At 34.0% G+C, this 22,884-nt stretch carries 21 protein-coding genes and 1 tRNA gene; 11 read left to right on the forward strand and 11 right to left on the reverse strand.

All coding sequences use genetic code 11. The features are described from left to right. Positions 1 to 5: 5 nt before the first annotated feature. Both FCN74_RS04775 and FCN74_RS04780 read right to left on the reverse strand, forming a co-directional pair. Positions 6 to 2,636, reverse strand: a complete 2,631-nt coding sequence (locus tag FCN74_RS04775; RefSeq protein ID WP_138931462.1) for a DNA gyrase/topoisomerase IV subunit A — start codon at positions 2,634 to 2,636, stop codon at positions 6 to 8. Positions 2,637 to 2,763: 127 nt separating this feature from the next. After that, on the reverse strand, positions 2,764 to 4,545 hold the full coding sequence (locus FCN74_RS04780) for an ABC transporter ATP-binding protein (protein ID WP_138931463.1): 1,782 nt from the start codon (positions 4,543 to 4,545) through the stop codon (positions 2,764 to 2,766). 247 nt (positions 4,546 to 4,792) lie between these two features. Here FCN74_RS04780 and FCN74_RS04785 point away from each other — a divergent pair, with 247 nt between their 5' ends. The 5 genes from FCN74_RS04785 to FCN74_RS04805 are packed head-to-tail and all read left to right on the forward strand — an operon-like array spanning position 4,793 to position 9,588. Further along, the gene (locus FCN74_RS04785) at positions 4,793 to 5,089 is read left to right on the forward strand and encodes a hypothetical protein (RefSeq protein WP_138931464.1); all 297 of its coding nucleotides are present in this window, start codon (positions 4,793 to 4,795) and stop codon (positions 5,087 to 5,089) included. Continuing rightward, on the forward strand, positions 5,086 to 6,930 hold the full coding sequence (gene mutL / locus FCN74_RS04790; RefSeq protein ID WP_138931465.1) for a DNA mismatch repair endonuclease MutL: 1,845 nt from the start codon (positions 5,086 to 5,088) through the stop codon (positions 6,928 to 6,930). Before FCN74_RS04785 ends, mutL begins: the two co-directional genes overlap by 4 nt. Then, on the forward strand, positions 6,927 to 7,676 hold the full coding sequence (locus FCN74_RS04795) for a rhomboid family intramembrane serine protease (RefSeq protein WP_138931466.1): 750 nt from the start codon (positions 6,927 to 6,929) through the stop codon (positions 7,674 to 7,676). The genes mutL and FCN74_RS04795 overlap by 4 nt, the downstream gene beginning before the upstream one ends. Before the next feature lies 1 nt (position 7,677). Further along, entirely contained in the window at positions 7,678 to 8,568 is an 891-nt protein-coding gene (locus tag FCN74_RS04800; RefSeq protein ID WP_138931467.1) for a rhomboid family intramembrane serine protease, read from the forward strand. Between the two features lie 9 nt (positions 8,569 to 8,577). Then, the gene (locus FCN74_RS04805; protein WP_138931468.1) at positions 8,578 to 9,588 is read left to right on the forward strand and encodes an endonuclease/exonuclease/phosphatase family protein; all 1,011 of its coding nucleotides are present in this window, start codon (positions 8,578 to 8,580) and stop codon (positions 9,586 to 9,588) included. Here the strand turns inward: FCN74_RS04805 and FCN74_RS04810 are convergent. The 6 genes from FCN74_RS04810 to FCN74_RS04835 are packed head-to-tail and all read right to left on the reverse strand — an operon-like array spanning position 9,583 to position 14,749. Further along, complete coding sequence (locus tag FCN74_RS04810) at positions 9,583 to 10,197, reverse strand: WbqC family protein (protein ID WP_138931469.1); 615 nt, start codon at positions 10,195 to 10,197, stop codon at positions 9,583 to 9,585. The two genes, FCN74_RS04805 and FCN74_RS04810, sit on opposite strands and share 6 nt — an antisense overlap. Beyond that, complete coding sequence (lepB, locus tag FCN74_RS04815; RefSeq protein WP_138931470.1) at positions 10,198 to 11,766, reverse strand: signal peptidase I; 1,569 nt, start codon at positions 11,764 to 11,766, stop codon at positions 10,198 to 10,200. It lies immediately after the preceding gene. 17 nt (positions 11,767 to 11,783) lie between these two features. Continuing rightward, a complete protein-coding gene (gene dapB / locus FCN74_RS04820; protein WP_138931471.1) occupies positions 11,784 to 12,494 on the reverse strand; it encodes a 4-hydroxy-tetrahydrodipicolinate reductase in 711 nt (236 codons plus the stop codon). Next, a complete protein-coding gene (locus FCN74_RS04825; RefSeq protein ID WP_138931472.1) occupies positions 12,494 to 13,078 on the reverse strand; it encodes a DUF5683 domain-containing protein in 585 nt (194 codons plus the stop codon). Before FCN74_RS04825 ends, dapB begins: the two co-directional genes overlap by 1 nt. A gap of 2 nt (positions 13,079 to 13,080) precedes the next feature. After that, on the reverse strand, positions 13,081 to 13,977 hold the full coding sequence (locus FCN74_RS04830) for a ParB/RepB/Spo0J family partition protein (RefSeq protein ID WP_138931473.1): 897 nt from the start codon (positions 13,975 to 13,977) through the stop codon (positions 13,081 to 13,083). Between the two features lie 4 nt (positions 13,978 to 13,981). Beyond that, positions 13,982 to 14,749 (reverse strand): ParA family protein, encoded by a 768-nt coding sequence (locus FCN74_RS04835; protein ID WP_138931474.1) that lies wholly within the window; start codon positions 14,747 to 14,749, stop codon positions 13,982 to 13,984. A 385-nt stretch (positions 14,750 to 15,134) separates the two neighbouring features. Here FCN74_RS04835 and FCN74_RS04840 point away from each other — a divergent pair, with 385 nt between their 5' ends. From FCN74_RS04840 to FCN74_RS04860, 5 genes are all read left to right on the forward strand, one after another. Further along, positions 15,135 to 15,647, forward strand: coding sequence for an RNA polymerase sigma factor (locus FCN74_RS04840; protein ID WP_138931475.1), 513 nt, complete (start codon positions 15,135 to 15,137; stop codon positions 15,645 to 15,647). Continuing rightward, positions 15,631 to 16,080: a hypothetical protein gene (locus tag FCN74_RS04845; RefSeq protein ID WP_138931476.1), complete on the forward strand. Its 450-nt coding sequence runs from the start codon at positions 15,631 to 15,633 to the stop codon at positions 16,078 to 16,080. Before FCN74_RS04840 ends, FCN74_RS04845 begins: the two co-directional genes overlap by 17 nt. 11 nt (positions 16,081 to 16,091) lie before the next feature. Continuing rightward, positions 16,092 to 16,604 (forward strand): DUF4252 domain-containing protein, encoded by a 513-nt coding sequence (locus FCN74_RS04850; RefSeq protein ID WP_138931477.1) that lies wholly within the window; start codon positions 16,092 to 16,094, stop codon positions 16,602 to 16,604. An 8-nt stretch (positions 16,605 to 16,612) separates the two neighbouring features. Continuing rightward, positions 16,613 to 17,131 carry a DUF4252 domain-containing protein gene (locus FCN74_RS04855; protein ID WP_138931478.1) on the forward strand — a complete coding sequence of 173 codons (519 nt, stop codon included), beginning with the start codon at positions 16,613 to 16,615 and terminating at the stop codon, positions 17,129 to 17,131. A 71-nt stretch (positions 17,132 to 17,202) separates the two neighbouring features. Beyond that, positions 17,203 to 17,287 (forward strand) — tRNA-Ser (locus FCN74_RS04860). A gap of 581 nt (positions 17,288 to 17,868) precedes the next feature. Here the strand turns inward: FCN74_RS04860 and FCN74_RS04865 are convergent. The 3 genes from FCN74_RS04865 to hutI form a co-directional block, all read right to left on the reverse strand. Continuing rightward, a complete protein-coding gene (locus tag FCN74_RS04865) occupies positions 17,869 to 19,251 on the reverse strand; it encodes a BspA family leucine-rich repeat surface protein (RefSeq protein WP_138931479.1) in 1,383 nt (460 codons plus the stop codon). Positions 19,252 to 19,339: 88 nt separating this feature from the next. After that, complete coding sequence (locus FCN74_RS04870) at positions 19,340 to 20,320, reverse strand: formimidoylglutamase (RefSeq protein ID WP_138931480.1); 981 nt, start codon at positions 20,318 to 20,320, stop codon at positions 19,340 to 19,342. Then, a complete protein-coding gene (hutI, locus tag FCN74_RS04875; RefSeq protein ID WP_138931481.1) occupies positions 20,317 to 21,558 on the reverse strand; it encodes an imidazolonepropionase in 1,242 nt (413 codons plus the stop codon). The genes FCN74_RS04870 and hutI overlap by 4 nt, the downstream gene beginning before the upstream one ends. 131 nt (positions 21,559 to 21,689) lie before the next feature. Here hutI and FCN74_RS04880 point away from each other — a divergent pair, with 131 nt between their 5' ends. Beyond that, positions 21,690 to 22,838 (forward strand): trans-sulfuration enzyme family protein, encoded by a 1,149-nt coding sequence (locus FCN74_RS04880; protein ID WP_138931482.1) that lies wholly within the window; start codon positions 21,690 to 21,692, stop codon positions 22,836 to 22,838. The last annotated feature ends 46 nt before the right edge of the window (positions 22,839 to 22,884 follow it).

Genomic DNA, 22,884 nt, shown 5'->3' on the forward strand with positions numbered 1-22,884 from the left:
TGGTTTTAAAATAAAGTCGGCTGATCGTTATCAGACGATTGGATTCTGTCTTGGTCTTCATCCTTATTTGACGATACATTTTCTTCATCTACAACGTCAATCTCATCAGCTGGTGTAGATTCTTCAGGTTCAAATGGAACAGGGTCAATCAAATCAATCTGATTGACTTTTTCTGCAGTCAGTTGATTCCCCATGGCTTTGATACCTTTAATACTGATAAATTCTTGTAAGTTAACAATATCGTTAGGTTTTCTATCTTTACCGCGTTCTTTAGTATATTCAATTTCTATTCTTGGAATATAATCTGTAGAGACTAATTCTAATTGTGAATCTTGATGTTCAGTAATGATAATTTCCTCTTTTTCTTCGTTTTCAACCAAAAAACGTTTGACGTAAAAGCGTTCTTTTTCGGCTTCCCAGTAGACTACAGAAATGGGTTTTTTGGGTGTCCATTTTTCGAGGATAATAATATCGTCCTGAAAATGAGTTGTTAACTCCGGTCTAATTGTTTTTAACTTTCCGGATTGAGTGATGATTAATATGCGATCTTCACCTCTAAATTCGCCAAGGAGTTCGCCTCTTTCGTCTACGTTTAAGCGTCTTACGGTTTCATCAAACCAAATTTTTCTGGGTTTTAATGTTGAAACACCTTCTTCTTTGAGTTCTACTTTTTTTATAGGCTGTTTAGTAACGAGATTACCTTTTACCCCTCGACTTTTGATGGCTAAATCAGAAAAGTCTAAATCAAATTTAAACTTCTTCATGCCTTTTTTCTGTCTTAAATGAACAGTAACAACTTCAGCTTCTCCATTGGGATTAGCAGAAAAGTAAAGGACTTTAGATTTTTTATGATCTTGAGCCAGTTTATAGACGCGGTCTCTGGTAATTGAGGTTACCGCAAACCGCTTCATATAGTTATAGTTATTTTTACCGTTTTTGTAAATATAATTATAAATGGTACGACTGTCTTTTTTCTTAAAAATACCAACGTAAATAATGTTTTTACCAATAAACACTTTTTTGTCGACCTTGGTTACCATCATGCTGCCATCTTGCGTAAAACAAATGATATCGTCTATATCACTACAGTCAAACACATATTCATCTTTGCGAAGTGATGTGCCTATAAAGCCTTCTTTTCGATTTACATACAGTTTGGTGTTTCTTATAACAACTTTTGAGGCTTCAATATCTTCAAAAGGTCTAATTTCGGTTTGTCTTTCTCGACCTTTTCCATAAGTTTTTTTAAGCCGTTCAAAGTATGCGATGGCATAATCTGTTAAATTGTCAAGGTGGTGTTTAACCTTTTCTATTTCACTCTCAAGGGCTTCAATTTTTTGTTGGGCTTTATCTAAATCAAATTTGGAAATACGTTTAATACGAATTTCTGTTAATCGTACAATATCATCTGTTGTGACTTGACGTTTAAGGTATTTTGTATGAGGTTTTAATCCTTTATCAATCGCAGAAATGACGCCATCCCACGTGTCTTCTTCTTCTATATCACGGTAAATACGATTTTCAATAAAAATCCGCTCTAAGGAGGCAAAATGCCATTGTTCTTCCAGTTCACCGAGTTTGATTTCCAATTCTCTTTTAAGTAATTGTACTGTTTTATTAGTGCTTTGCCTTAACAATTCGCTCACGGGTAAAAACTGCGGCTTATCATCCATAATAACGCAACTCAAAGGCGAAATAGACACCTCGCAATTGGTAAATGCATAAAGCGCGTCTATAGTTTTATCTGGTGAAATATTAGCAGGGATATGGACTAAAATTTCTACCTTGGATGAGGTATTGTCTTCTATTTTTTTGACTTTTATCTTGCCTTTGTCGTTAGCTTTTAAAATTGAATCAATGAGTGAAGTCGTATGTGTTCCATAAGGGATTTCAGTAATTTCTAATGTTTTCTTATCACGAATATTGATTTTAGCTCGTATTCTAACTTTTCCACCCCTTAATCCGTCGTTATAGTCTGTAACATCCATGATTCCAGCTGAAGGAAAATCCGGATACAGTTTAAATCGACCACCTTTTAAGTGTTTAATCGAAGCATCGATTAATTCATTAAAATTATGTGGTAAAATACGAGTGCTGAGCCCAACAGCAATACCTTCGACACCTTGTGCTAAAACCATAGGAAACTTAACGGGTAAATGCACAGGTTCATTTTTACGACCGTCATAGGAGATTTGCCATTGTGTTGTTTTAGGATTAAATACAACATCTAAAGCAAATTTTGACAATCGCGCTTCAATATATCGTGAGGCTGCGGCACTATCTCCAGTGAGAATATTGCCCCAATTCCCTTGTGTGTCAATCAATAAATCTTTTTGACCCAATTGTACAATGGCATCACCAATACTGGCATCACCATGTGGGTGGTATTGCATGGTGTGACCAACGATATTAGCGACTTTGGTGTATCGACCATCGTCGAGGTCTTTCATTGAGTGTAAGATACGTCGTTGTACAGGCTTAAAACCATCTTCAATTGCCGGTACAGCACGTTCTAAAATGACGTAAGAGGCATAATCTAAAAACCAATCCTCGTACATACCGGTAACTTTAACCAGCTCGTCTTGTTGCGAATTTTCAGATGGGTCTAAAGGTGTTTCGTTTTCCTCTTCGCTCATGAAGTGATTTGATTTTTGATTTCACAAATGTAATATATATTGTCAAAAAAACCGAAGTTAAAACAAGAGCTATCTAAAAAAGATTTGACAATAAGTCAATGCATACTAGAAAAATTAAATTCCAATACTAACTTTCAACCTGAGTTTGGATATTGATAAGTTTATGGTAAAGCCCTTCAGTATCATTTAAAAGGCTTTCGTGATTACCCCTTGAGCTGATTTGACCACCTTGTAGAACTAAAATTTGATCGGCTTTTTTTATGGTTGATAATCTATGGGCTATAATAACAGAAGTTCTATTTTTCATCAATTTTTCTAAGGCGTCCTGAACCAAGACTTCAGACTCAGTATCTAAAGAGCTTGTAGCCTCATCTAATATAAGAATAACCGGGTCTTTGAGAACAGCTCTGGCAATGGCTACTCGTTGTTTTTGGCCGCCGGAGAGTTGAACACCGCGTTCACCAACTTGAGTGTTGTATTGCTCCGGAAACGACATGATAAAGTCATGTGCATTGGCTTGTTTTGCAGCTTTTGTAATATCCTCAAAGCTTGCGTTTGGATTACCGTAAGCAATATTATCTTTAATGCTTCCACCAAAGAGCAATACTTCCTGAGGCACAATAGCCATTTGTTGTCTTAATTCGTGTAAATCATATGCAGACGCGGTTTTTCCATCAAATAATATGTTACCTTCCTGCGGACTGTAAAAGCGTAAGATCAAATTGGCAATTGTAGATTTTCCGGCACCACTCGTTCCTACAAATGCTGTAGATTGTCCGGGTTTGAGTTCAAAATTTAAATCTTTTAAGACTCTAACATCAGGTCGTGAAGGATAAGCAAAATTGAGTGCTTCAAACTTTAAATGGCCCTTAATTTTTTGTTTTACAGTTTGGTCTTCTAAGTTTTCGGGAGTTTCATCAATAATATCCAAAACCCGTTCTGTGGCTCCAACAGCTTTTTGAATTTGTGCATATTGAATAGGTAAACCACCAATTGACGCCCCAACAAAAATGGTGTAAAGTATAAAAGTGATTAACTCTGATTGATCGAGCTCTCCGGCATGTTGTAATTTTACAGCATACCAGACCAATAGAACAATCGCGCCAAAAATGCAAAAGATGATAAATGATGAAAAAGCACCTCGTGCTAGACCGCCTTTTATCGCTATAGACTTGATGTCTAAAACTGCTAATTTGTATTTTTTGATTTCAAAAAACTCGTTTGTAAAAGCTTTGACGTCGGCTATGGCTTGCAAGGTTTCTCCAACTATGCTATTGGCATCAGCCACTTTGTCTTGAGCTTGTTTGGATAATTTTTTGATATATCTACCAAAAACAACAGCGACGAGTGCAAACACAGGAATAGTCACTAGCATGAGTAAGGAAAGTTTTATCGATGTCAAGAACAAGGCAATAATCCCACCAATAACAATAATCATCTGGCGCAAAAATTCTGCAATACCTGTGGTGAAAGTGTCTTGTATTTGACCAATATCTGCAGCAATTCTACTGTTGAGCTCACTGACACGTCTTCCCGAAAAAAATGTCATGGGCATTTTAATTAAAGTGTTATAGGCATCTTGACGTATAGCCGATAACATGTTTTCAGTGACATTGACAAACAAAACCACCCTAAAAAAAGAAAACACCGCTTGGGCTGTAAACAAAATAAGTAACCACATGCCCATCGTGTTAATATCCTCAACTGAAAAATCGGCTGTTTTGATCAAATCGCCCATCAATTTAGGAAATAACAAAGCCGTGACACCTGTTAAACCCAAGAAAACCATCCCAATAGCGAGTTTCCATTTATGCGGTCCGATATAATTAAACAATCTTAAAGAACGCTTCAAATTGGTTTTGCTCAGCTTAGTTTTGGGTAAATCAGATTTTGATTTTCGTTTTGACATTCAAATTGATTTCGAAATGGGCTCGCAAATTTAATTGAAATAAAGGATTTATACCTTAGAAAGGTATTAAAAGTAATGCAAAGTTTGTCTTGAGACTCAAAAAATCATTTAATGATTTGTCAATTTTTATATTTCAGCCCACTTAGAATGATATAAGTCTTTGAAAGCTCTCAATTTTCACTTAAAATTTTATCAATTACAAAAAACTTCACTGGTTTTTCGTATTTTTGATTTATAAGATTTACTTATGTTTAAAATTAAAACCTTCAAACTTCGTAAAAACGAACGTTATAATTATACACCTCGATATTATAATGGTAAAGATGAAGGAAATATTTATGATTTTGATTCACGTTTTGCAAAGTTTAAAGGTACGCCAAATCAAATTGACTTTGGATCACATTGGGCAGAAGCAAGAAAAGCCAGTAGAACACGTGGCAATCGAAGTTTAAATAAACGGGTATTATTAATTGCCGCTATTCTTATTCTTATATTTTTGTGGATTATAGATTTTGACTTGTCTATTTTTACACAACAACAATGAACGATAGCATAAAATTACTTCCAGATCACGTTGCCAACCAAATTGCAGCAGGTGAAGTTGTTCAACGACCGGCTTCAGTTGTAAAAGAGTTGTTAGAAAATGCTATTGATGCAGAATCGACGACAATTACATTAGTTGTAAAAGATTCTGGAAAGACATTAATTCAGGTTACTGATGATGGAAAAGCTATGACGACAACGGACGCCAGAATGGCTTTTGAGCGCCATGCCACTTCAAAAATTAGCTCGGCTGATGATCTATTTAACTTACATACTAAAGGTTTTCGTGGAGAGGCACTGGCTTCTATAGCTGCAGTAAGCCATGTCCAACTCAAAACCAAAAGAGAAGAAGACGAAACGGGTACACAAATATTAATTGAAGGGAGTGAGGTCCAGGCTCAAGACCCATGTGTTTGTCCTTCTGGCACGTCTATTGCTATTAAAAATTTGTTTTACAATATTCCGGCTAGACGAAATTTTTTAAAATCTGATCAAGTAGAACAACGCCATATTAACGATGAATTTCAACGTGTTGCTCTGGCACATCCCGATGTTGCATTTAAACTTGTTCACAATAACAACGAGTTGTTCAGATTACCTAAAAACAATTCCCGGCAACGTATTGTTGGGGTTATGGGCAAAAAAATTAATGAAAATCTTGTCCCTATTCAAGAAGAAACTGAATTATTAAAAATTAAAGGTTTTGTCACAAAACCTTCATACGCTAAACGCAGCCGTGGCGAGCAATTCTTTTTTGTCAACAATAGGTTTATAAAAAATGCCTACCTACATCATGCCATAACACAAGCCTTTGATGGACTTTTAAAACCCAAAACTCATCCGTCTTATTTTATTTATTTAGATATTGATCCAAAGCGCATTGACATTAATATTCATCCTACTAAAACTGAAATAAAGTTTGAAGATGAATACGGGATATATGCCATTTTAAGAAGTGCCGTAAAGCATAGTTTAGGCCAATTTAATGTGGCTCCAGTTTTAGATTTTGACCGAGACAAAAGTTTAGATACAGATTACCACACAGAAAAATCCAATGCTAAATTACCCAAAGTTGAAGTAGACAGAAACTTTAATCCATTCCAAGAACAACCACAATCTCAACCTAATGCATTCAAGAAAAATTCCCATCGAGGACAAGATACAACTTGGGAAACGCTGTATTCTGGTCTTACCGACGATGTTGATTTTTCTGAGGATTCTCATTTTGAAAGTAAAATTCAGCCAGATGAGTTATTTGATGACACAGCACATCAATTACAGACTTTCCAACTCATGCGTAAATATATAGTGTCTTCTTTGTCTTCTGGGCTTATTCTTGTCAATCAACATCTTGCCCATGAAAGAATTTTATATGAACAATTTTTAAGTCAAATTACCCAGGAAGCTGGACACTCACAACAGTTAATGTTTCCTTTAAGCTTAGAACTTTCTCCTAAAGAGATAAGTCTGCTAAAATCATTGAAAGAATCTTTAGAATTAACTGGTTTTATTTTTGATTTTTCAAAATCTGAGGATGGAATTGTCAATATCAAAGGTATTCCGAGTATGTTGATTGAATCTCAAATTTACGAGGTCATAGATGAGCTTATTGCTGATTTTAAAGCTGATATACCCGACTCCGGCTTTGACCGAAACAACCGATTGTCTATGATTATGGCTAAAAATATGGCAATAGCCAACGGTAAACTGCTTAAAGCTGAAGAGCAGCAAGACATTATTAACACATTATTTTCTTGCAAAGAACCCTCAGTATCACCAACAAACCAACCCATTTTTGTTCATTTAGGTGAAAATGCCATTGAAAAAATTTTTAATACATGAATAGACTGACAGATACCGTAAAGACCTTACTCATTGCCAATGTGATGTTTTATTTGGGTTCACAATTTTTAGGTGATGCAGCATACAAGCTGTTTGCGCTCTGGTATCCAGGAAATCCTAACTTTGAATATTGGCAATTGATTACACACATGTTCATGCACGGTGGATTGACACACATTTTATTTAATATGTTTGCCTTATACATTTTTGGAAGTGTGTTAGAAATGTATGTCGGACAGCAAAGGTTTTTATTTTTGTATTTTTCTGCCGGGTTGGGTGCTGCAGGACTTCAAATCTTATTCAGCTATTTTGGGTTTAAAGAAGCCTATCAATACTATATTGATGCCGGCGTGACACCATCTCAAATACAAGATATTTTAGAGTCAGTCATTGAAACTGGGCAATATCGAGATTATGGGATTTCAAATGAAATAAGTAATCAGCTTATATCCAATTATGTAACGCCTATGGTAGGCGCTTCCGGTGCAATATTTGGCGTTTTAGCAGCTTTTGCGGTGATATATCCTAATATGCCGCTTTATATTATTTTTATACCCATACCTATCAAAGCAAAATATTTAATTGGTGGTTATTTTGCATTAAATGTCATTTCGGCTGTTACCGGAAGTTCGTTGGCTGGACCATCAAATACGGCTTATTGGGCACATATCGGAGGTGCGGTGATAGGATTTTTTACCATGTGGGTGTGGAAAAAAAATCAGTTTAATCAAAACCGATGGAATTGATATGACAACTAAAGAACAAATCATTTATAAATATAAGACAGCAAATGTCTTAGAAAAGCTTATAGCCCTTAACGTCATTATGTTTGTTTTGACTTATGTGTTTAGGGCATTGTTTTTCTTGATGGATATTCAAACCAACTTTTTCATAGACTGGATGGTTTTCCCCAAAGACCTATTGGATTTTATTTTAAAGCCCTGGTCAATTATAACTTATGCCTTTTTACACTCAGGATTTTTGCATATTTTATTTAATATGATCATTCTGTATTTTGGTGGGCAACAGTTTTTGACGTTTTATTCAGGTAAAAAATTGCTGAATTATTACGTTTTAGGTGCAATTTTTGGCGCCTTGATTTATATGTTGAGTTATAATTTGTTTCCGGCTTTTGCTGGTATTGGGAAGTCTTATTTAATTGGCGCCTCGGCTGCAGTCATGGCTGTATTTATAGGAATAGCGACTAAAGTCCCAAACATGAGTGTCAGGTTATTTCTTTTAGGCAACATTAAGTTGTGGTGGATAGCGGCGTTTTTTGTGTTGATGGATATTATTCAAATGCCTTTTGACAATCCAGGTGGACACTTAGCTCACCTTGGTGGAGCTTTTATCGGATATTTTTATACTAAACAATTAGATAAAGGTAATGATATTGGAAAATGGATAGAGCATTTAATTGCTGGATTTCAACAACTTTTTAGTCAAAAACCAAAGCGTAGTAAATCCAAAATGAAGACGGTTTACAAAAATAAAAGCTATAAAAAGACCTCAAAAAAGGAAAAAGATGAAAAGCAAAAACGCGTTGACGATATCTTAGATAAGATAAGTCAAAGTGGGTATGATAGTCTGACTAAAGAAGAGAAAGATTTTCTTTTTAACGCCGGAAAGGATATCTAAAATTTAAGCATGAAAAAGCTGAGTTTGGGGTATAGGATTTTGTATTTTGTGAATGTCGCATTTGCAATACTACTCGCTTTATCTTATCTTACAAGTTTCGTCTCTCCTCGTACATTTTCTCTCCTAGCTCTTATTAATTTTAGCATTCCTTTATTATGGGTGTTTAATATTTGTTTTGCATTAATCTGGTTAGTAAAACTTAAAAAATATTTTTTCCTATCATTTATCGTTATTGCATTAGGATGGTTTCACTTTCAAAAATTATTTGTTCTCAAATCAATAGATAAAGATAATGAACATAGCTTTAAAGTTATGAGCTATAATGTTATGCAGTTTTATAGCTTAAAAGACAACCGAAAATCTACCTATAAAGATATTGAAAGCTTCATATATCAGGAAAATCCTGCTATTTTATGTATGCAAGAACTCAAGTATTTTAAAAAACCAATTTTTAAAAAATTCAAATACAATACTCTAGACACACAAAACTTATCACTGCAGTCTGCAATCTATAGTCATTACCCTATTTTAGACGTTAAGCGATTTGATTTTGAAGCATCCGGGAACTCTGCAATATATGCTGATATCAAAATGAAAGCGGACACCATAAGAGTGTTTAGTGCTCATTTTCAGTCCCTTAACCTAAAGCCTGATATTGCAACCATCAATGAAGAACCTAAAGAAAAATTGATAAAGCGATTACAAAAAGTATTCGAAAAACAATTAAACCAATTTGACCTTATCAAAGAAGATGTGACCCATTCACCTTATCCGGTATTGTTTTGTGCAGATATGAACAATACTGCATTATCTTATTTGTATCAACAAATTACTGATTTAGGTTTAAAAGATTCATTTTTAGAATCTGGAAAATATTATGGTAAGACGTTTAATTTTGGAGTTTTACCTGTTAGAATAGACATGATTTTATTAAGCGATTCTCTTGATGCTAATAGTTTTAAAAACTATGATGTAGATTATTCAGACCATTTTCCTGTCATGGCTGAAATAAAACTATGAGCCTTTTAGGTAATTTACACTCTCTGGTCCTAAGTTAAACAACAAATCCAAAATACTGAGATTAGAGATAAAACCAAATTTGTCTTCAAAAACCTGATGGTAAGTTTTTAATTTAAAATCTTTTTTTGATTTTGCATCAATAAGCTTTCTTTCATCACTTATTTTACTATAGTTTTTAAAATACTCTGAGGTCATTTCTATGTTTACCTCTATGTCAAGAAGGTTTAAGATTGATTCAAAACACTTTAAATTGAACTCAAATAACGACTCAAAATTTTTATCATAAAGTGGTTGAATGTCATCTTCATAAAACTCAAAATAAGGTGAAGTTCTATAAGCAGACTCTAAGGATTTAAGATGTAAATCTTGCCATTCAAAATCATTTTCAATCTGACTTTCGCTATACTTTAAACGTTGTTTTGAGCCACTGTGTTTGACAGGGATATTCAACATTAATTTTCCATTGGCTCCGTAAATATATTGTCGGTTTCTATAGGATTGCTTCTGGTAGTTTTCAGCAGCTTCAATATAAATTGAGTTGTAGTTTATAAGTGATTTGTAAACACTTATAGGGCCAAAATATGGTAAACAAAATATAGCTTGTGGCATTTATGACTGTCGTTTTTTTCTAAAATATCTAAACCCAACAATTAAAACCAGACCAATCAAAAAATAGGGCAAGTAAGAGACACGTTCACCATTTCCAGATACCGTTGTAAACATTCTATCCCATCTTATATTGTTTGGGAAAGATTGGTTTGGATCTAAACTCAACCATATAAAGACCGGTTTTCCAACCACATGATTTTGGGGAACATAACCCCAAAAACGACTATCTTCACTATTGTGACGATTATCTCCCATCATCCAGTAATAGTTTTGCTTAAAAGTATAGCTCGATATTGGATCATCATTGAGAAGAACTTGATTGTCCTTAATGCTGATTTCTTGTTTCACACCCATTTCACGTCCTTCATACACTTCAATGATACGTCTATAAAAATCTATACTGTTTTTGTCAATCTCGACAGTCTTTCCAGCTTCAGGAATATAGATTGGACCAAAATTATCACGATTCCAATCGCGTTTGGCTTGATTTGGGAATACTTTTTTTGAAGGTTTAGTATCTGTTTTACTCAAAATATCTTTCACAGCCGATTGGACATTGGGCAGTTTCTTAAAACGTTCAATTTTTGAATCCGGAACAGCTATGGCTTTAAAAATTCCTTGCTCTCTGTTGACAAACCCAAATCCGTCAGTAATGCTGTATCTGTTTTGTAAAGTAATGAGGTTAAAATTGTCGCCTTTAATGATATAGGAATATTGTAAATCAGCTCTTTCGGGAAGTTGAAGCGGTTGACCGTTAGTATAAACTTTCCCGTTTATAATCTCAAGAGAATCGCCGGAAACTCCAACAGCACGCTTGACATAATTAGATTTTTTATCAATAGGCTTTTTATAGCTTTGAGGTCCGTTATAACCAAAATAGGGTACAGTATCTACCGGCCAGTTAAACACCACAATATCATTACGACTTACATTTTCAAAGCCAGGTAACCGAAACATCGGCAATTGTGGTTTATTTGTGTAGGACTTGACTTTAACCCCAGGAATGGTATCGTGTACCATGGGTAACGCAACAGCTGTTCCTGGTGTTCTTGCGCCGTAGTGAAATTTACTCACAAATAAAAAATCACCAATTAATAAAGACTTCTCAAGAGAAGAAGTTGGAATGGTAAATGGCTGTATGAAATAAGTATGCACAATAGTTGCAGCCACAACAGCAAAAATGATAGACCCCAAAGTTTCACCAGCTTTAGTCTTAGCCTTTAATTCACGATTACCGGCGTATTCGCGGTTAGAAAAATAATTGATGTAATACAAGTAAAACCCTAATGTAACAACAGCTAAAACACTGTCTTTAGGATCGTCATGATTAAAACTTTTAGCAGTTTCAATCCAAACCACAGGAAACATCAATAATTGAACAATAGGAATAAATAATAAAAATATCCACCACCATGGTCTATTGATGATTTTCATCAAAACATAGGCATTGTAAATAGGAATAATGGCTTGCCAAGCTGAGCGACCAGCACGTTGGTATAACTTCCAAGTCCCCAAAAAATGAATAATTTGAACTATCAGGATTATAATTACAATATCAAATAAAGTCATATGTCTAAATTATAGTATTAAATATTAAGCACATCGTTCATGTTAAAACAACCATGATTTTTTTGATTAACAATCCACTCAGATGCTAAAACTGCTCCCAAAGCAAAACCTTTGCGATTATGTGCAGTGTGCTTGATTTCTATATCGTCAATTTCAGATCTATAGCTGATTTCGTGTGTTCCAAATATGCCTTTTTCTCTAAAAGCTTTAATTGGAATATCTTTACTGTTTTTAGCTTTTGGAGGATGTGACCAACTTTTATAATTGGTATGTTCAATAATTTGTTCTGCCAAACTGATGGCTGTGCCACTTGGGGCATCTTTTTTTTCAAGGTGATGTATTTCACTAATATCAACTTTGTATTCTTTTTGTGTTTTCATCATCTGAGCCAACATAGAATTGAGTTTAAAAAATAAGTTTACACCAATGCTAAAATTGGAGGCGTATAAAAATTTAGAATGGTTTTTTTCTACTAAACGCGCCACGTCCTCAAATTGATCTAACCAGCCTGTTGTCCCTGATATAACCGGAATTTGGTTTTTGATACATTCAGAAATATTATCAAAAGCTGCTTCAGGAATGCTAAACTCTATAGCTACGTCAGCTTGTTTTGCCTGGCTAAGGTTGGGCTTTTCATTTGTTTTATAGATTACATTATGGCCGCGACCTTGAGCGATTTGCTCAATACTTTGTCCCATTTTTCCGTATCCTATAATTGCTATTTTCATTAGTTTAATTTTAAATTTAACGACAATCCAAAGGCTTGTTGTCCGGTTGAAAAATTTTGTAAGTGACGTGGCTGCAAAGTTAGATCATCAGAAATATTAAATTGATTGAGATGTGCTTCAACATTAGCATCAATAATATTTAGAATATAAGCAGCAATGGTGAGTAGCAGAGATAAATCTCGATTTTCTCTAAACAATTTTTGAGCTTCAATTAAATCATCATCATTTAAAATACCGATAAACTCATCGTTTTCAAACCCCGCTAAACGACTTTTAAAGGCATCTCGGTAACTGTGGTATTGATTGTTATTGTCTATATAAAAATACAAGGGTGTTCCAATGGCGATATATGCTAGGGGGATTTTCCAATAGCTTTTATTATAAGCCTGTCCTAATCCCGGCAACACTGCCGAATAAAATGCAGCTTTTGCCGGTGCATTGGCATCAAAAGGGTTGGCTTCAAAGCTTTTGCTTTCAACAGTTTTATCAAGTTGTAGTTCTTCATTTACAGGAATACTATCGTTTTGAGTAAAACCTTTTACCAAAAAAGAAATAAATACAGCTATGAAAATTATATTTTTCAATTTCAATCTTGATTTTTCAGTAACTCGTGTATTCGGTTTAAGTCTTCTTCAGAGGCAAAAGGAATAATAATTCTGCCGTTACCTTTTTGATTGACTTTAATATCGACTTTAGTGCCAAAAAATTTTGAAATGTGTTGTTTTTCAGTAGAATACTTTTTAGTTTTTGGTTTAGTCTTTTTTGGAGTAATATTCTTCTGATTGTGTTGTCTTACTAAATCTTCAGTTGCTCTTACAGATAGTTTGTCTTTAAGTATTTTTTGATAGATATTAGTTTGAGATTTAGCATTTTCAATGTTTACCAGGGCTCTACCATGACCCATGCTGATAAATCCATCCCGCATACCGGTTTGTATGATTGGGTCAAGTTTTAGGAGTCTTAAATAATTGGTAATTGTAGAGCGTTTTTTGCCTACTCGCGAACTCATTTGCTTTTGCGTCAAGTCTATTTCATCGATTAACCTTTGGTAGGAGAGTGCAATTTCAATTGGGTCTAAGTCTTGTCGCTGAATATTTTCAACTAAAGCCATTTCTAGAGCTTCTTGGTCATTGGCTATCCTAATATAAGCTGGAATCGTTTGAAGCCCGGCAAGTTTGGAGGCTCTAAAACGTCTTTCACCAGATACCAGTTGATATTGCTGGTGTTCAATTTTTCTAACGGTGATGGGTTGAATAACTCCAAGTTCGCGGATAGAAGAGGCTAGCTCTTCGAGATGTTCTTCATTAAAACTGCTTCGAGGTTGAAAAGGATTAACTTCAATATGTGCAAGTTCTAATTCTACAATACTGCCTACGACCTTGTCGGCATCTTTATCTTCAACAGATTTAATATCTTGATCCGGATCATTCAGCAGGGCTGAAAGTCCACGTCCTAAAGCTTGTTTTTTTTTGGCTTTGGCCATAAATTTAGGTTTGATTTTGTTTTAATAATTCTTCTGCAAGACTTAGGTAATTATTAGCTCCGCGACTTGAGGCATCGTATTTTATGATACTTTCACCGTAACTCGGCGCTTCACTTAACCTCACGTTGCGTTGTATAATGGTTTCAAACACCATATCTGCAAAGTGTTTTTTCACTTCATCTATTACTTGGTTAGACAACCTTAATCTGGCATCGTACATGGTAAGTAAAAGGCCTTCAATGTCTAGATTTGCATTGTGTAGTTTTTGAACACTTTTAATGGTATTCAATAATTTGCCTAGACCTTCCAATGCAAAATACTCACATTGTATAGGGATAATCACAGCATCTGAGGCCGTTAAAGCATTTAATGTTAATAACCCCAAAGAAGGAGCACAATCTATAATGATAAAGTCGTATAATTCTCGCAGATCTTCAATGGCTACTTTCAACATTTTCTCCCGATGGTCTTGATCTACCAGTTCAATCTCTATCGCCACCAAATCTATGTGTGCCGGAATCAAATCTAAATTAGGAGAATCTGTAGAAACTATCAACTTTTTTGCTTCTTGAGTGTGCTCTAGAAGTTGATAACTGCTATTTTCGACTTCATCAACATTAATTCCTAATCCTGAGGTCGCATTGGCTTGAGGATCTGCATCTATAAGCAAGACCTTTTTTTCTAAAACACCTAATGCGGCAGCCAAATTGACTGCTGTGGTAGTTTTGCCTACACCGCCTTTTTGATTAGCTATAGCTATGATTTTTCCCATGTACTAAAAATAATATGTAAAAATACAATTTATTACATCACATAAAAATCCTTTGTGATAACTTATTATCATATTTTTATTCATCAGAAGGTGAGTGTATCTTTTGAATTGTCACCACAAAATTATAATTTTCTAAAACTTTATTAAAACTCAACTCTTATGATATTTATTGTCAGTAATCAATCACTTTTCTAAAATTATTAATGTGGCTTTGCTTTAAAATTTTAGCTTATTTCATATTTTTTTACTCAATACTCAATACTCAATACTCAATACCGGAAACTTTGTTTTTTAATTTATGTATGAGAGTTGCTCTTATTTAAAATTTTGAAACTTCGCTGTAACAAATTAAAAGTTAACTCGTCGAAGTAGTGAAGTCAATCATATGAAAATTTCAGAATTTAATAGTTCAGTTTTACCGATTCAACAAAAAATATTTAGGTTGTCTAAACGGTTACTAACTTCTTCAGATGCAGCAGAAGATGCTTCACAAGAGGTTATGATTAAATTGTGGAACAAAAGACATGAATTAAATGAAATCAATAATATAGAGGCCTTTGCAATGACTATTACAAAAAACCATTGTTTAGACCAGTTAAAACTAAAAGCAAATCAAAACCTGAGGTTGGTTCATACCAATTATGAAAATAAATCAGCAGATCCTCAAAAACAATTAGAAGCTAAACAAGAACTGAATACTGTCGAAGCAATGATAAAAACTTTACCAGAAACCCAGCGCTTGGTTTTACACCTTAGGCAGATTGAAGGTTATGAATATGATAAAATTTGTGAAATCATGGATATGAAACCAAAGGCTGTGAGAGTCACCTTGTCGAGAGCCAGAAAAAATTTAGTAGAACGCATTTCAAAACAACATCAAAATGAAAACAGAGCTTAACATTAGTCAGTTACTGGATAAGTATCTTGAAGGCAAAACACATATTGAAGAAGAACAAATACTTGCCGACTATTTTAATAACAATAAGGTTAAACCCGAGTGGCAAGTTTATAAAGAGATGTTCACTTATTTTGAAAGTACAAAAGCTGAGGAGTCTCAACAGACTTTCAGACCTCAAAATACATCATCTTACAGATCTTTTTATAAGTATGCTGCTATTTTGATAGTATGTCTTGCCGGTGCTTGGTTTTACAATTATCAATATAATACCAAAGACTTAGGAACTTACGACGACCCAGAATTGGCACTCGAAGAAACCAAAAGAGTGTTTGACCTTATAAGTACTCACATTAACGCCAACACCAGTGAAATACAAAATCTATCAACTTTAGAAGAAACCAAAACAAAATACATCGATAATATTAATCCTTAAAAACAACAACTATGAAAACGATTTTAATTGCTATATCAGCACTGTTAATAACCGGTTTTACCTTTTCCCAGGACTTTGACCGATATGAAAATACCCCCGGTGTAAGCTCAGTTATCATTAATAAGAATATGTTTAAATTGATGAGTAAACTTGACTTGGATAGTGAAGACAAAGAGATACAAGAATACGTCAAGCTCATCAATAATCTTGAAGACATCAAAATATTAAAGACGAATGACTCAAAAATGAGCGAAGAACTCAATGGTGACGCAAAATCTTACATTAAAAACAACAATTTAGAAGAGTTGATGCGAGCCAATGAAGATGGAAAACGTGTTTCATTCCATTTTAAGCCTGGTAAGACTGATGATGAAATTAAACAACTTTTTATGCATATCAATGGCATAGACAACGAAAATGAAACTGTGGTAATTATCATAAACGGGTTGATAGATTTAAGACAGGTTTCAAAACTGGCCAACGATCTTAAAGTACCTGGTGCAAACTCAATGAATAAAAAATAAATATTATTATGAAAACGACACTCACATTATGCCTTAGTCTTTTCGTCTTGATATCTTGTCAAACCAATTCTTTACAAACTTATATGGTTGACCATAAAGATGACGAAAACTTTATCAGTTTAGATTTTTCACTCAAAACCTTTGTAGATAATTTTGATGACTTTTCTGAGGAGCAAAAGAATTTATTTAAAGACGTTAGAAAAGTTAACATTTTAGCTTTTAAAAAAGACAACTCTAATGATAAAGACTACAGTGAAAAGCGAAATTTATTGACTCAAATCTTATCTGAAGAGTTTAGCAAACAACAACTCATGTCTGTTAATGATAAAGGTCGTCAAATGAAAATGTTTGCAGATAATATGGATGACAAAGTCAAAGAAATTGTAATTTATGCCAATGACAATGATAAAGGCTTTTTGCTATTAAGATTGCTTGGCGACGACTTAAATCCTTCAAACTTTTATGAAATGATGAAAATGTCTGATGAAATGAATTTTGAAGATTTGGCCCAAATGATAGACCTATAAAATACTTTTATAATTCTATTGAATTTATTTTGTAGAAATAGAAAGCTTATTATCTTTGCACTCGCTATTTTGGAGAAATGGCAGAGTGGTCGAATGCGGCGGTCTTGAAAACCGTTGTACCGCAAGGTACCGGGGGTTCGAATCCCTCTTTCTCCGCAAAAGAAACCCGAAACAAATGTTTCGGGTTTTTTATTTTTCAGCGCCGTCAAAAATTCATTTTTGAAAGGTGAGGGAAAATAAAAAAACACTAACAAACGCAGTTTGTTGGGTTTTTATGTTTGCAAAGCTTAACCCACTTGGGATCACGCCAGGTAATCCCTCTTTCTCCGCTTAGAGCAAAGCTCGATTTCTGATAAGAAATCGGGCTTTTTTTTATATTAAGAAGCGTCAAAAGCCAAACTTTTGTAAGCGGAATGCAAAAAAAGACCTAAAGTCGCTAAAGCGATTTCGAGCTTTATTGTCAGGTGAGGCGATTTTAGGGATCACATCAGTATTCCCACATTCCCTTCAGATTAAGACCTTGTAAATCCAAGTTTTGTATAGTTTTTATGTAAAATAAAACCATAAGTTGTTTATATTTTGTACTCAAAATCTTCTATTGTTTTTTATGTCGATGCCACAAAAAATTTAGAAGTTAAAATTGAAACACATTTATAAGGAGTTGAAAATTACACCAGATAACATAAGCCTTGGAAGTTAAAAGACTAACCAAAAGACATAAGATTAAATTCTTAAGATTAATATTTAATTATTCTCTTAGATAGATGTCTATTGTTTAGGCTGAGACTAATGAAATAAGGACCTTCAGCCAAGTTTGATATATTTATATTTTTAGGCAGACTTTTATAAGAACTATACCTAAGTAATTTGCCTTCAATATTATAAATTTTAATTTTTACTGTTTGATCAGTAATGTCATTATTCCACTTGAAATTAATGAAGTTTTTTGCAGGATTTGGATAAATTGAAAAAAAATCAAGATCTACATTGTTGACATTAAGGGTAGTGCAATTGCTGCCCCAGCTTGGTTTAAAACTGTCTTGTAACGAAGAATTAGTAGAAAATAATGCTGGCTCGTTATTAAACTGTTGAACACACCAACCAGATAGATCATTATTGAAAGAAGCGGCATTCCAAAACATAGCATCCATATTATTCACATTTGAAACATCCCAATTGTCAAGCGCTTGATTAAAAGCAATTGCACCATTAAACATTCCACCCATAAATGAAACATTTGAAACGTCCCAGTTATTTATAGGTTGATTAAATGATTCTGCATCTTTAAATGTTCCAGCCATTGAAATTACATTTGAAACATCCCAATTATTTAAGGGTTGGTTAAAGGAAATCGCATCATTAAATAAAAGTTGAATATCGGTGACATTAGACACATCCCAATCATTTATTGATTGGTTAAATGATTCAGCATTTGCAAACATGCTTTTGATTTCTGTAAGGTTTGAGACATCCCAGTTATTTAAGGGTTGGTTGAAGGATAAAGCATTGCTGAACATACTATTCATACCACTAAATGTGCTGCCTGTATTTACAACATTGGAGACATTCCAATGATTTATATTTTGATTAAAAGATTCAGCACCCGCAAACATGCCATACATATTTATCACATTTGATAAATCCCAATTATTTAAAGCTTGATTAAAAGCTGTTGCACCTGCAAAAGTTTTTAACATTGAAGTGACATTGCTAACATCCCAACTATTTAAAGTTTGGTTAAATGCTTCAGCATTAAAAAACATTTCAGACATATCAGTAACGTTTGAAACATCCCAGGATGAAATATTTTGATTAAAATTTTCTTTGTTTTCAAATAGGTTAGCCATATTTACAATCCCTGATGTGCATGTTAAGGCGATTTGTGGATCAGATTCGTTATTGTTAATTAAGGTCTCAAGCTGTGCTTTAGACCTTTTAGTAAAGGTCTTTTGAACGCCATTTATAGAGAGCGTTCCTGATTCTCCAAAATTTGCATTAGGACACAAACAAGTCACTTCATTAGGGGCTAATGTAAAATTTGGATTGTTTTGTGAAATACAGACAATAGCACATAGTAAAAAACAAAATGTTATGTATCCGGAAATTTTATTGTTGTACATAATGTTTTATTTTTATTTTAAATATATTAATTTAATTAATTGTTGACGGGATAATATTGAATTTTTAAAAGATTAATTGAGGTTTGGATTAGTCTTTTATTAAATCTGAAACAAAGTAACTCAATGATTTACCTGTGGTTGATGACGGTATTGCCTCACAAATATGGATGTATTTTAAAGGGTTATTTTTTAACATCTTTATCATATTTCTAATCTCATCAATACCAAAACCGGAAGGTGTTTTTGCACTAGCATTAAAGTTTTGAATACTGTCACAATCTATTTCTAACCCAAACTCATTCATCAAAAAATTACAACCTGCTTTGAGTTTTGATAATTTTTCCAATTGGTTAAGGTGTAATAGCTGATCAAAGCAGCAAAAATCTATATTTGACTTTTGGTCAATATATTCAAAGATGTATTCAGGAGTATAGTTTTTATGTAGGCCAAAGATGAAATATTTTTCTAAAAATCCCTTTTGAATAGCATATGAAAACCCATTTCCAGAGTGACGGTGTTTGCAATGTCTCAAATCTGTATGCGCGTCTATGTTTAAAACATTGATGGGTTTATTTTCAAAGTGAGAACAAGCCTTAATAATTCCGAAGGCATTATTATGGCCACCACCGATTATGATTGGAATTTTGTTAAAATTCAATATTTGTTTGACAATATCAAAAACAGCTTGGTCGATTCGCTCGACTAAATCCCCTAAAACGACATGATAGTCATTGTGATTTGGATCTAGCTGTTTGGCTTGTTCTAAAAGCATTTCAAAATTTAAGTGGCCTAAAATCACTACATTTTCAGTTGAATTAAATCTATTATGCTGAATATTTAAAAAAGCCTTTAAAAACACATCCCAGGTTTGAGCAGCACCTGCAACTCCATGATTTGCCCTAACGCCAATATCTTCTGGTAGTCCCAGGATAACATAGTCTTGAGTCAAATTTTCTAATTCATCAATTTGCTCAACGAGATCTAGGTGTTCACCAATTTTTGTCTCTCCATGTCGGTGATTAACGTATTTTTGAACATCTGTTTTGTTGAAATATTCAAGAGTTGTCATGAAGTTATATTTTTACCATTAATCCAAACTTGTTCGATGTGGTTTTCTCCAAAAGCATACGGAATAAAGCTAAAGCTATTGATGGGTTTTGTTATCATAAAATTTGCCTTTTTTCCTTTACAAATACTCCCTAGCGTATCTGACAATTCAATAGCATGTGCTGCATTTAGAGTAGCAGCATTGATAGCTTCCTCAGGAGTCATGTTCATTTTAATACAAGCTAAAGCAACTATAAAGTTCATATTGCCACTAGGAGCACTTCCGGGATTGTAATCACTGGCTAAAGTTAACGCTAAGTTATTATCAATTAATTTTCTTGCAGCTGTGTATGGAATACCCAGAAAAAATGAACACCCCGGAAGTGCTACAGGTAAAGTTTTTGAAGCTTGCAAAGCGCTAATATCATCTTCAATAAGTTCTTCTAAATGATCTACACTTAGCGCATCAAAATCGACTGCTTTTTGAACACCGCCAAAAGCATTAAATTGATTAACGTGGATCTTGGCTTTGAGTCCCAATGTTTTTGCAGCTTTGAGAATTCTTTCTGTATCTGCTAAATCAAAATAACCTTTTTCGCAAAACACATCTACATAATCAGCAAGATTTCTTTTGACAACTTCAGGTAAAGTTTTATTGATGATTTCATCAATATAGGCTCTCTTGTTGTTTTTATATGCAATTGGTAATGCGTGAGCAGCAAGATATGTTGCTTTGACAGGAATAGGGGAGTGGCGTTTTAATTTTTGAATAACTTCAAGCATTTTTATTTCGCCCTCATGAGTTAAACCATATCCACTTTTTATTTCTATCGCTCCGGTGCCAAGTTGGATTAGGTTTTGTAACCTTTTGAAAGATTGATCAAACAATTCGTCTTTTGAAGCATTTTGAAGTTTTTCAGCAGAATTTAATATTCCACCACCTTTTTCTGCGATTTCCTGATAACTTAATCCTTTAATCCGATCTTTAAATTCATCCTCTCGTGTCCCGGCATAAACCAGATGTGTATGAGAATCTACCCAAGTAGGTAAAATTATTTTACCTTCAACATCGATACACCTATCTTGATTACTGAAATTAAATTTAGCCATTTGGCCATAATCTACAATGTTTCCGTTTTCTAAACTGAGATAAGCATTTTCAATTTGAGGTAAAACAGCCATTTGTGGCCCAGAAACTATCAAGTCGTCAGATTGCCTGACTTGGAGTAGGTTTTTGATATTTATAAAATGCGTTTTCATCCTTGTAAAAATGTTTAGGCTATTTAGATATGGTTAAAGATATAAATTATTGTTAATCTTAAAATATAATGGTATTGACATTTTTAGTAGAAATAAAAACACCCTAAATTTACTTCAAATTTATTTTATTGATGAAAAAAAATTACGGCCTAAATACCATTTGTGTTCACGAAGGTGAAGTAGAGGATAAAATTTATAAAGGTGCAGTTTCACCTATTTTTCCGGCGACCGCTTATGCCTATCATGGAGCAGAAGAGTCGGCTTATCCACGTTATTTCAACACACCCAATCAGGCAAATTTAGCTAAAAAGATTGCTAAACTTGAACATACAGAGGCTGGATTGATTTTTGGGAGTGGAATGGCCGCTATAAGCTCTGCAATGCTCAGTGTTTTAAAATCTGGTGACCATGTCATAGTGCAAAATCAAATATATGGCGGTACTCGAAATTTTATAAAAAAGGAATTGGAAAGCTTTAATGTAGAATATGATTTTGTGGATTTAAACAATTTTGATGCTGTAAAATCCCTAGTAACAGATCACACAAAATTAATTTATTTAGAAACTCCATCAAACCCATTGCTAGAGCTAGTTGATTTAAAGCAAATTTCAAATCTTGCTAAAAAGTTCAATCTATTGACTATGGCAGATAATACCTTTGCAACACCCATAAATCAAAGACCCATAGATTTTGGAATTGATATTGTGGTTCATTCAGCGACGAAGTATCTCGGTGGTCATAGTGATATAACGGCCGGTGCAGTAGCCACAACAAAAAAATTGATGCAGCCTATTCTATTAAAAGCAAGAAACTTTGGAGGCAGCTTAGCAGATCAAACCACATGGTTGCTGGAACGCAGTATGAAAACGCTCAACCTTCGCGTGCAACAACAATCTCATAATGCAATGGCTATAGCTGAATACCTCAATCAACAAGATTGGGTTAAACAAGTATTTTATCCGGGTATAAAAACGCATCATCAACATGAGTTGGCCAAGATGCAAATGTCAGGTTTTGGCGGAATGTTGTCTTTTGAACTTGATCAAGAAATCCCAGCAATTTCGTTTTTAGGCGAACTTAAACTGATTAAAGATGTTTTGAGCTTAGGTGGTGTAGAAACGACGATTTTATCACCTACCAAAACTTCACACAGCTTACTTTCTGAATCAGAAAGACAAGCTCAAGGGATTACAACTCAATTATTGAGGCTATCATGCGGTATAGAAAATCATGAAGATATTATCAATGATATTAAGCAAGCTGTTGGTAAAATAACATAAACTTATAGGCAGTCAACGTAATGATAGTTTTTAGTTATAGTAATAT

It is taken from the genome of Mesohalobacter halotolerans (genome assembly GCF_006120725.1).
GTDB lineage: Bacteria > Bacteroidota > Bacteroidia > Flavobacteriales > Flavobacteriaceae > Psychroflexus > Psychroflexus halotolerans.

What these genes read in the sequence shown, in the direction of transcription:
- FCN74_RS04775 (WP_138931462.1), bottom strand. Translation starts at nt 2,636, where the DNA reads ATGAGCGAAGAGGAAAACGAAACACCTTTAGACCCATCTGAAAATTCG.
- FCN74_RS04780 (WP_138931463.1), bottom strand. Translation starts at nt 4,545, where the DNA reads ATGTCAAAACGAAAATCAAAATCTGATTTACCCAAAACTAAGCTGAGC.
- FCN74_RS04785 (WP_138931464.1), top strand. Translation starts at nt 4,793, where the DNA reads ATGTTTAAAATTAAAACCTTCAAACTTCGTAAAAACGAACGTTATAAT.
- mutL (WP_138931465.1), top strand. Translation starts at nt 5,086, where the DNA reads ATGAACGATAGCATAAAATTACTTCCAGATCACGTTGCCAACCAAATT.
- FCN74_RS04795 (WP_138931466.1), top strand. Translation starts at nt 6,927, where the DNA reads ATGAATAGACTGACAGATACCGTAAAGACCTTACTCATTGCCAATGTG.
- FCN74_RS04800 (WP_138931467.1), top strand. Translation starts at nt 7,678, where the DNA reads ATGACAACTAAAGAACAAATCATTTATAAATATAAGACAGCAAATGTC.
- FCN74_RS04805 (WP_138931468.1), top strand. Translation starts at nt 8,578, where the DNA reads ATGAAAAAGCTGAGTTTGGGGTATAGGATTTTGTATTTTGTGAATGTC.
- FCN74_RS04810 (WP_138931469.1), bottom strand. Translation starts at nt 10,197, where the DNA reads ATGCCACAAGCTATATTTTGTTTACCATATTTTGGCCCTATAAGTGTT.
- lepB (WP_138931470.1), bottom strand. Translation starts at nt 11,766, where the DNA reads ATGACTTTATTTGATATTGTAATTATAATCCTGATAGTTCAAATTATT.
- dapB (WP_138931471.1), bottom strand. Translation starts at nt 12,494, where the DNA reads ATGAAAATAGCAATTATAGGATACGGAAAAATGGGACAAAGTATTGAG.
- FCN74_RS04830 (WP_138931473.1), bottom strand. Translation starts at nt 13,977, where the DNA reads ATGGCCAAAGCCAAAAAAAAACAAGCTTTAGGACGTGGACTTTCAGCC.
- FCN74_RS04835 (WP_138931474.1), bottom strand. Translation starts at nt 14,749, where the DNA reads ATGGGAAAAATCATAGCTATAGCTAATCAAAAAGGCGGTGTAGGCAAA.
- FCN74_RS04840 (WP_138931475.1), top strand. Translation starts at nt 15,135, where the DNA reads ATGAAAATTTCAGAATTTAATAGTTCAGTTTTACCGATTCAACAAAAA.
- FCN74_RS04845 (WP_138931476.1), top strand. Translation starts at nt 15,631, where the DNA reads ATGAAAACAGAGCTTAACATTAGTCAGTTACTGGATAAGTATCTTGAA.
- FCN74_RS04850 (WP_138931477.1), top strand. Translation starts at nt 16,092, where the DNA reads ATGAAAACGATTTTAATTGCTATATCAGCACTGTTAATAACCGGTTTT.
- FCN74_RS04855 (WP_138931478.1), top strand. Translation starts at nt 16,613, where the DNA reads ATGAAAACGACACTCACATTATGCCTTAGTCTTTTCGTCTTGATATCT.
- FCN74_RS04865 (WP_138931479.1), bottom strand. Translation starts at nt 19,251, where the DNA reads ATGTACAACAATAAAATTTCCGGATACATAACATTTTGTTTTTTACTA.
- FCN74_RS04870 (WP_138931480.1), bottom strand. Translation starts at nt 20,320, where the DNA reads ATGACAACTCTTGAATATTTCAACAAAACAGATGTTCAAAAATACGTT.
- hutI (WP_138931481.1), bottom strand. Translation starts at nt 21,558, where the DNA reads ATGAAAACGCATTTTATAAATATCAAAAACCTACTCCAAGTCAGGCAA.
- FCN74_RS04880 (WP_138931482.1), top strand. Translation starts at nt 21,690, where the DNA reads ATGAAAAAAAATTACGGCCTAAATACCATTTGTGTTCACGAAGGTGAA.